The organism is Pseudomonas nitroreducens (genome assembly GCF_014204515.1).
Lineage (GTDB): Bacteria > Pseudomonadota > Gammaproteobacteria > Pseudomonadales > Pseudomonadaceae > Pseudomonas > Pseudomonas nitritireducens_A.
Genome location: NZ_JACHLI010000068.1, coordinates 1 through 7,438 on the forward strand (window position 1 = coordinate 1; position 7,438 = coordinate 7,438).

8 protein-coding genes are annotated in these 7,438 nt (G+C 60.4%); 6 read left to right on the plus strand and 2 right to left on the minus strand.

All coding sequences use genetic code 11. The features are described 5' to 3' along the window. Positions 1–274: 274 nt before the first annotated feature. Positions 275–640 carry a helix-turn-helix domain-containing protein gene (locus HNP46_RS35380; protein WP_184598917.1) on the minus strand — a complete coding sequence of 122 codons (366 nt, stop codon included), beginning with the start codon at positions 638–640 and terminating at the stop codon, positions 275–277. 132 nt (positions 641–772) lie between these two features. On the opposite strand from HNP46_RS35380, the gene HNP46_RS35385 reads away from it, so the two are divergent. The 6 genes from HNP46_RS35385 (at position 773) to imm2 (ending at position 7,105) form a co-directional block, all read left to right on the plus strand. After that, positions 773–3,883: a CHC2 zinc finger domain-containing protein gene (locus tag HNP46_RS35385; protein ID WP_184598919.1), complete on the plus strand. Its 3,111-nt coding sequence runs from the start codon at positions 773–775 to the stop codon at positions 3,881–3,883. 3 nt (positions 3,884–3,886) lie between these two features. After that, a complete protein-coding gene (gene xerC / locus HNP46_RS35390; protein ID WP_184598921.1) occupies positions 3,887–4,966 on the plus strand; it encodes a site-specific tyrosine recombinase XerC in 1,080 nt (359 codons plus the stop codon). 91 nt (positions 4,967–5,057) lie between these two features. Continuing rightward, positions 5,058–5,336: a BrnT family toxin gene (locus HNP46_RS35395; RefSeq protein ID WP_184598923.1), complete on the plus strand. Its 279-nt coding sequence runs from the start codon at positions 5,058–5,060 to the stop codon at positions 5,334–5,336. Next, positions 5,314–5,562, plus strand: a complete 249-nt coding sequence (locus HNP46_RS35400; protein ID WP_184598925.1) for a BrnA antitoxin family protein — start codon at positions 5,314–5,316, stop codon at positions 5,560–5,562. The genes HNP46_RS35395 and HNP46_RS35400 overlap by 23 nt, the downstream gene beginning before the upstream one ends. A 506-nt stretch (positions 5,563–6,068) precedes the next feature. Continuing rightward, positions 6,069–6,752, plus strand: coding sequence for a deaminase domain-containing protein (locus HNP46_RS35405; protein WP_184598927.1), 684 nt, complete (start codon positions 6,069–6,071; stop codon positions 6,750–6,752). Next, positions 6,749–7,105, plus strand: coding sequence for an Imm2 family immunity protein (imm2, locus tag HNP46_RS36125; RefSeq protein WP_184598929.1), 357 nt, complete (start codon positions 6,749–6,751; stop codon positions 7,103–7,105). The genes HNP46_RS35405 and imm2 overlap by 4 nt, the downstream gene beginning before the upstream one ends. Positions 7,106–7,156: 51 nt before the next feature. On the opposite strand, the gene HNP46_RS35415 is transcribed toward imm2, so the two are convergent. Further along, positions 7,157–7,342: a hypothetical protein gene (locus HNP46_RS35415; protein ID WP_184598931.1), complete on the minus strand. Its 186-nt coding sequence runs from the start codon at positions 7,340–7,342 to the stop codon at positions 7,157–7,159. Positions 7,343–7,438: the final 96 nt, after the last annotated feature.

Below are 7,438 nucleotides of genomic sequence, written 5' to 3' on the forward strand. Positions count from 1 at the left end.
AGGACTATGAAGCCCTGCTGCCCTGGATCCTCAACGCGACTGAGTAACTGCGCCTACTCGCATCGCAAGGACGTCGTCAATCAAGCGCTTACGAATAAACCGCTCTGTATCGCGGCGTTCAGTTGTGGCGGTGTGTGACGTATGATCGGCGTCAGCCATTTTCAGCTCCTTCGTAGCTGTGGGTGGTTAGCGGGCCGACGGTGTGCAACCACCCTCGGCCCGCGTCTTTTGGATTACCGCAAACTCCTTTCTCTCGACGCCGCTTCGGCGTTTCTCAATTCGTACCCGGTTCGTTTTTGGACGGGGTAGCTACCTGCCAGCGCTTGGCATCGTGCATGTGCAGAACGCCGGCAATCACGGTTTCCACGGCTTCGCGTTCCTTGTCATCGAGCTTGGAAACCGCTTCGAACTGAAGCTTCAAGCGATCATCCGGGCCGCGTTCGCCTTCATCGAAGAGCAGCATATCGGCGCTGACACTGAGCGCCAGAACGATCCTGCGGAAGACCTCGATGGTGGGTTGCGTGGTGCCGCCTTCGTAGCGGCGCAACTGGGAAATATGCACACCGATGGTGTCGGCCATCTGTTGCTGCGTCAGGCCGCGCTCCTTGCGCAGGGCCGCCAAGCGTTGCGGAAAGCTCATGGGTAGAACCAGCGTGGAGAAGGGGACCATGAGTTTATGCCTCGGGTTTTCGCTGCTTGACGAAAGCTAGCATAGTAGGATTAATTAAAAATATCCAATATGCTTGTTGACGTGTTTTCAGGAGAAACCCGAATGGCCCGCATCCCCGAAGCCGAGCTGGAGCGCTTGAAGTCTGAAGTGTCCCTGGTGCGCCTGGTCGAATCGCAGGGCCACACGCTGACCCGGCGCGGGCGGGATTTCGTCATGGCCTGCGTGTTCCACGAAGAGAAGACGCCGAGCCTGGTGATTTCGCCGGGGAAGAATCTCTACCACTGCTTTGGCTGTGGCGCGGCGGGGTCGGTGATCGATTGGGTGATGAAGACGCAAGGCGTTTCCCTGCCGCATGCGGTGCAGATTTTGCGCGGCGACGGAGCCTTGGCCAGCACGGAAAAAGTCGGTGTCACCCGTAGTCACGCCCGACACCTTCCCTCTTTAGCCGCTGGCTCTGGATCGGTGTCGGACGTGGAAGACGCGGCGCTGCTGGGCTCGGTGGTGGACTACTACCACGCCAATTTGAAGCAATCGCCCGAGGCGCTGGCCTACCTGGAGTCGCGCGGTTTGGTGCATCCGGAGCTGATCGAGCATTTTCGTCTTGGTTACGCAAACAAGACCCTGACGTACCGTTTACCGGCCGGGCACACCCAGGCCGGGCGGGCGATGCGCGAGCAGTTGCAGCGCTTGGGCGTGTTGCGGTCCACCGGGCATGAGCATTTGAACGGTTGCCTGGTGGTGCCGGTGATCGGCTTGGAGCGCAGCCTGTTGCCGGAGCAGGCCGGGCGGGTGATGCAGGTGTACGGGCGGCGGATGCAGCCGAACAACAAGATTCCCGCTAACCAATCGCGGCACCTGTACCTGGGCACGCCGCTGCGCGGGGTGTGGAACGAAGCGGCCTTGGTCGGTGGTGGGGAAGTGATTCTGTGTGAATCGCTGATCGATGCGCTGACGTTCTGGTGTGCCGGGTTGCGCAACGTGATCACGGCGTATGGCGTGAACGGTTTCACCGCCGATCACTGGCAGGCGCTGAAACTGCACGGTACGCGGCGGGTGATCATTGCGTTTGACCGTGATGAACCAGGAGATGCGGCGGCGGCCACGTTGGGCGAGGAATTGCGCGGCGCCGGCGTGGAAGTGTTTCGGCTGCTGTTCCCGCAGGGGCTGGACGCGAACGCCTTTGCCCTGCAGGTGGACAATCCGGCGCAGGCGCTGGGCGAGCTGCTGCAGCGGGCGGTGTGGGAAGGGGCGGGCATTTTCGCGCCCGCGAAAATGGATCAGTCGGAATTGGTAGTCGTGTCCGCCGAGAAGATTTTCGCGGGCGCGAAAATATCAGCCGGCGAAGAATCCTCTTTCTTAGCCGTGGTGCCGCAGGCAGTTGCGCCTTGTGAGTCGGAAACCGTAGTCGCGTCAGTGGCGCCACTGGCTCCGATTCCGGGGGCTCTGGTGGATCAGTCGAAATCCGTAGTCGAGTCGTTTGCCGAGAACGCCCAGGGCGATTTGCTGCTGGTGGTCGCGGATCGCAATTGGCGGGTGCGCGGCTGGAAAAAGAACCTCGGCCCGGAGCAGATGCGGGTCAATGTGCAAGTGCGCCGTGAGGCCAGCGAGAAGGCTGATTCAGCCTATTACGTGGACAGCTTCGACCTGTACGCAGCCAAGGCCCGGCAGGGCTATTTGCGTCAGGCGGCGATTGAATTGGGCGTTAGCGAAGACGTGCTGAAAGGCGACCTGGGCCGGCTGCTGCTGAAACTCGAAGGCCTCCAGGAGGCGGCGATCAGCGCCGCGCTCGCGCCGAAAAATCCCGCGCCGGTTCTGTCCGCTGAGGACGAAGGCGCGGCCCTGAATCTGCTGCGCGCGCCGGATTTGCTCGCGCGGATCGAGGCGGATTTGTCGCGCTGTGGCGTGGTGGGCGAGGCGTCCAATCTGCTGGCCGGCTACCTGGCGGCGGTGTCGCGCAAGCTCGATCAGCCGCTGGCCGTGTTGATCCAGTCATCGAGCGCGGCGGGGAAAAGTTCGTTGATGGACGCGGTACTGAACCTGATGCCCGAAGAAGAACGCATCCAGTACAGCGCGATGACCGGGCAGAGTCTTTTCTATCTCGGCGAAACCGATTTGCAGCACCGCATCCTGGCCATCGCCGAAGAGGAGGGCGTGCGCCAAGCCGCCTACGCGCTCAAATTGTTGCAATCGGATGGCGAGCTGACCATTGCCTCGACGGGCAAGGACGAGGCGACGGGCAACCTGGTGACCAAACAATACCGCGTACAAGGCCCGGTGATGCTGATGCTGACCACCACCGCCATCGACATCGACGAGGAGTTACTGAACCGCTGCCTGGTGCTGACCATCAACGAATCGCGCGAGCAGACCGAAGCGATCCACGCCGCGCAACGGCGGAAACAAACCCTGGACGGGTTGCTGGCTGATGCGCAGAAGCAATCGATTATCCGCCTGCACCAGAACGCCCAGCGCCTGCTGAAACCCTTGGCCGTGGTCAATCCCTACGCGGACCGGCTGACCTTTATGTCAGACAAAACCCGCACGCGGCGCGATCACATGAAATACCTGACGTTGATCCGCTCGATTGCGCTGTTGCACCAGCATCAGCGCCCGATCAAACAGCTCGAACAGCAGGGCCAGGCGCTGCGCTACATCGAGGCGACGGCCGCCGATATCGCCCTGGCCAACCGCCTGGCCCACGACATTCTCGGGCGGACGTTGGACGAGCTACCGCCGCAGACGCGGCGGTTGCTCGGGTTGTTGCAGGAGTGGACCGCCTCGCAGGGCGTGAAGATTCACGACTTTCGTTTCTCCCGGCGCGACGTGCGCGCGGCCACCGGCTGGGGCGATACCCAACTGAAAATCCACCTCGGCCGGCTGCTGGAACTGGAATACCTCCAGCTCTACCGGCGCGGGTTGAGCCACGAATACAGCCTGATGTACGACGGGAACGGCGGTGACCAGGCGCATTTGATGGGCCTGCTCGATGTCAGCGAACTGAGCAACGAATCCGTCCGGTCGGGGCAAAGCGAAGAGCGGTCGGGCTCTGGTCGGGGCGCGGTCGGTGGGTGGTCGGAGTCGCTGAAAGCCAGTCCAGGCCGCGCTGTTGCTGATGTTGCGGCGGAAGCGGTCGGGCTGGCTGAAAAACCACTGTTCCCAGGAAATAAAAAGTCCGCGCCGTCATTGTCCAGCGCCGCGCAAGTCGAGGGTTGAGCCATGGCCACGACCGGACGCAAACGCAAAGCCGTGAAAATCAACGACCAGGTGATTGGCCCGCTGGGCGATCCGGGCAGCCTGTACTTCCAGATGAAGGCCTTCCTGCAATGGCAGCGTGAGCGGAACTACTCCGAGCGCACGGTCGGCAATCAGGAAGACCTGCTGATCATCTTTATCCGTTGGTGCGACGAGCGCGGCCTGAGCCGCCCGCAGGAAATCACCCGACCGATTTTGGAGCGCTACCAGCGGCATCTGTTCCTCTATCGCAAGGCCGATGGCGAGCCGCTTTCCGCACGCAGCCAAACCGTGCGCATCACCCCGATCCGCATGTGGTTCAAATGGCTGACCAAAACCAACCGACTGCTCTACAACCCCGCCGCCGACCTCGATCTGCCGCGCTCCGAACAACGCCTGCCGAAACACATCCTCACCGCCTCGGAAACCGAGCGGATTCTGAATGTGCCGGACACCACGACACCGGCCGGCATCCGCGACCGCGCCATGCTCGAAACCCTCTACAGCACCGGCATGCGGCGGATGGAGCTGATCGGCCTGGACCGCTGGAGCATCGACTACGAGCGCGGCACTGTGATGATCCGCCAGGGCAAGGGCAAGAAGGATCGGATGGTGCCGATTGGCGAACGCGCCTTAGCCTGGGTGGTGAAATACCGCGACGAGGTACGCCCGCATTTCGTGCTAGCCAACGATCCGGGGCAGTTGTTCCTGACCCAGCAGGGCGACTACTTCAGCCCCAATCGCTTGACGGCCCTGGTGCGCGAGTACATCGAGGCGGCGCAGATCGGCAAGACCGGCAGCTGTCACCTGTTCCGCCACACCATGGCGACCTTGATGCTGGAGAACGGCGCCGACGTGCGCTTCATTCAGGCGATGCTCGGGCACGTGAGTTTGGAAACCACGCAGGTGTATACCCAAGTGGCCATCCACAAGCTCAAGGAGATCCACACGGCCACGCACCCGGCCAGGCTGAGGCGGCAGGGCAGTGCGGTGGACGAGCTGGATGTAGTGGACGAGGGTGAGCGGCTGCTGGCGGAGCTGGTCCAGGAAGCCGAGCAGGAATAGCGGTGGGAATTCTTCATCACGGCTGAACGGTCATGCCGAACTTATTCGCAGTCAGTAGACTGTATGTACAGACGTCAATACGGGACCAGCAATGCGCTTTGAGTGGGACGAAGCCAAGAACCAAGCCAACATCCGCAAGCACGGGATCGACTTCAATGACGTCCCCGACCTTTTCCAGCACCCCATGCTGGCCCTGCGCGATGAGCGCGTGGACTATGACGAAGAGCGCTGGATCAGCCTGGGCTGGATCAAATCGTTGATTGGCGTGGTTGTGTACACCGAGCGGCGGGGTGATGTAATCCGCATCATCTCCGCCCGAAAAGCCACCCGACAGGAGGCCAAACACTATGTCGAAAGCATCGAAAACTGATTGGGAACGCCTGGCCAAGATGGACGACCAGGACATCGACACCAGCGACATTCCCGAGCTGGGTGAAGCGTTCTTCCGCAATGCCGAGCTGCATGTGCCGGTGAAGCAGGCCGTCACCATTCGCCTGGACGCCGACGTGCTGGAGTGGTTCAAGGGGCAGGGCGCGGGCTATCAGACCCGCATCAACCTGCTGTTGCGCCAGTACATGCAGGCCCACCGCAACTGATCACCTGGCGGGCCGGACAGTCCGCCAGATCAAGATCAAGGCAAATAAGGTTGCGCAGCGGCTTCGCCCCTGCACAGCGTTAATGCCGGGGGTAAATGCCGCGCTTCGCGAGTCATTCAACATAACGCTGCATTACGCAAAGTGCGGCCCCGGCACTGGCCGCGATGGAGCTGCGTCCGCGCCGGTTCCGCACCGCTTCGCGCCCTGCGGGTTCGCGTAATAAGCGTTATGTCAGGCCCCCGGCTGCAAGAGCCAAGGCAATAAGGCTGGACGCTCGGCTTCGCCCAGCTGCTTGAAGAACGTTTATTACCCCGCCCGCCCCAAGGGGCTCCCCAAAGCCAGAGCACGAGCCAGAGCAAAAGCGAAAGCCCAGGGCCAAGAGCCTAACGCGCTGCGCTTGTTGGCCCTTGCCCGGCACGGCGGCTGCGTCGGCTGCGCCGCCGGCAGCCACCGCACCGGGCAAGGGCTCTCTGCAAAGCCACCGCGCCGCGCTAGACTGCGGCGCCATGAACACACTGAACCGTCACAATCCGCTGACCTGGCTGGGCGTGTTGCTGCTGGCCTGGCTCGTCCTGGGTGTGCAGCTTGCAGCGCCCAAAGTCGCGTCGGGGCCGTTTTACGCCGCGACCGAAAACCACCTCGGTGTCACCCGCTTCGAAGCCGCGCCGCGTCTGGGTTTGGACGCCTGGACAACGAAATCCACGTCGGGCGTTACTGTTGCTGCAAAAGGGGCTGGGAAGGTAATCGATACCGCTCCGATGGCTCAGCGGGTCATGGATGTTCGAGCCGGACTGCCTTCTGACTTGCGGCGCAGCGGTAACGTAGCAGTCGCAGAAATTGACATTCCTGGAATACCCAAGCAGATGGCTGCACATAGTCAGGTTTCAGATGCTGGCAAGGGACTTATTGGCTCTGGTAGTGGGAATTTCACAGCGCAATCGGTGCCCAATAAAGCTGGGGATATGGTTTATCGAGGGATAGATACCGAATACAAAATTCTCGATAATATTGCTGACCAGTTAGGGAATAACACCGCAGCACGAGGGACTGTAAATATACTTACGGAAAAAGCTGCTTGTGCAAGCTGTCTGAACGTGGCTGAGCAGTTCAAAGCAAAATATCCAAATATCACAGTAAATATTCTCGATAACCAAGGGGTTATGCTCCGCCCGCCGAGGAAGACGCCGTGACGGAAGATCGCGTAACTTACGGTGAAATCCGCGCTTGGTTCCTGGGTAGCTATTACAGCTATTGCCGGGGAAAACTTAGCGATAAAAGCCCGTGGACTGAAGGAGAAAGCGAAGTAGGCTATGCCTATATGGAGCTTGAGAATTCCTTTGATATGCCAGTTGAGAAATTAATGCTTGAAGTTTTAACACTTGTTCTTTCAGCAGGCAGGTCTTCGAAGGCGGTTGAGAAATATCATCTAGATATCATCTCTGAACTGCTCAAGGAGATTGATATTTCCTCTGCATTGGCGGGCTTGCCTTCTGAAGAGGCAGCAGAACTAAGAACTGATCTTAAAGTTTTAGGTTTGTATTAGTTGCGGAGATCGAAATAGCCCCGGCACTGCCGGGGCTATTTGTTTCTGGCTCTATCGCCCGAACCGCCGCCGCTCATGCTCGGCCTGATACAACGACTGTGCATCGGAGGCCAGCAACAACAGCGAGCGGCAAATCTGCAACACATCGCAGAACGGCGCGCTGTTCAGCTCGGCCAGTTTCAGCGTGGACAGCAACTCGATCACCGCGCCGAGGCGATTGTCGGCGGCGTCGTACAACTGTAAGCGCGTGAAAATCGGCGTCCTGGGTGCCTGACCCCGCAGTTGAGACTATTGCGTCCGCAACTTTTCTTGCGGACGCAAGCATGACCACCG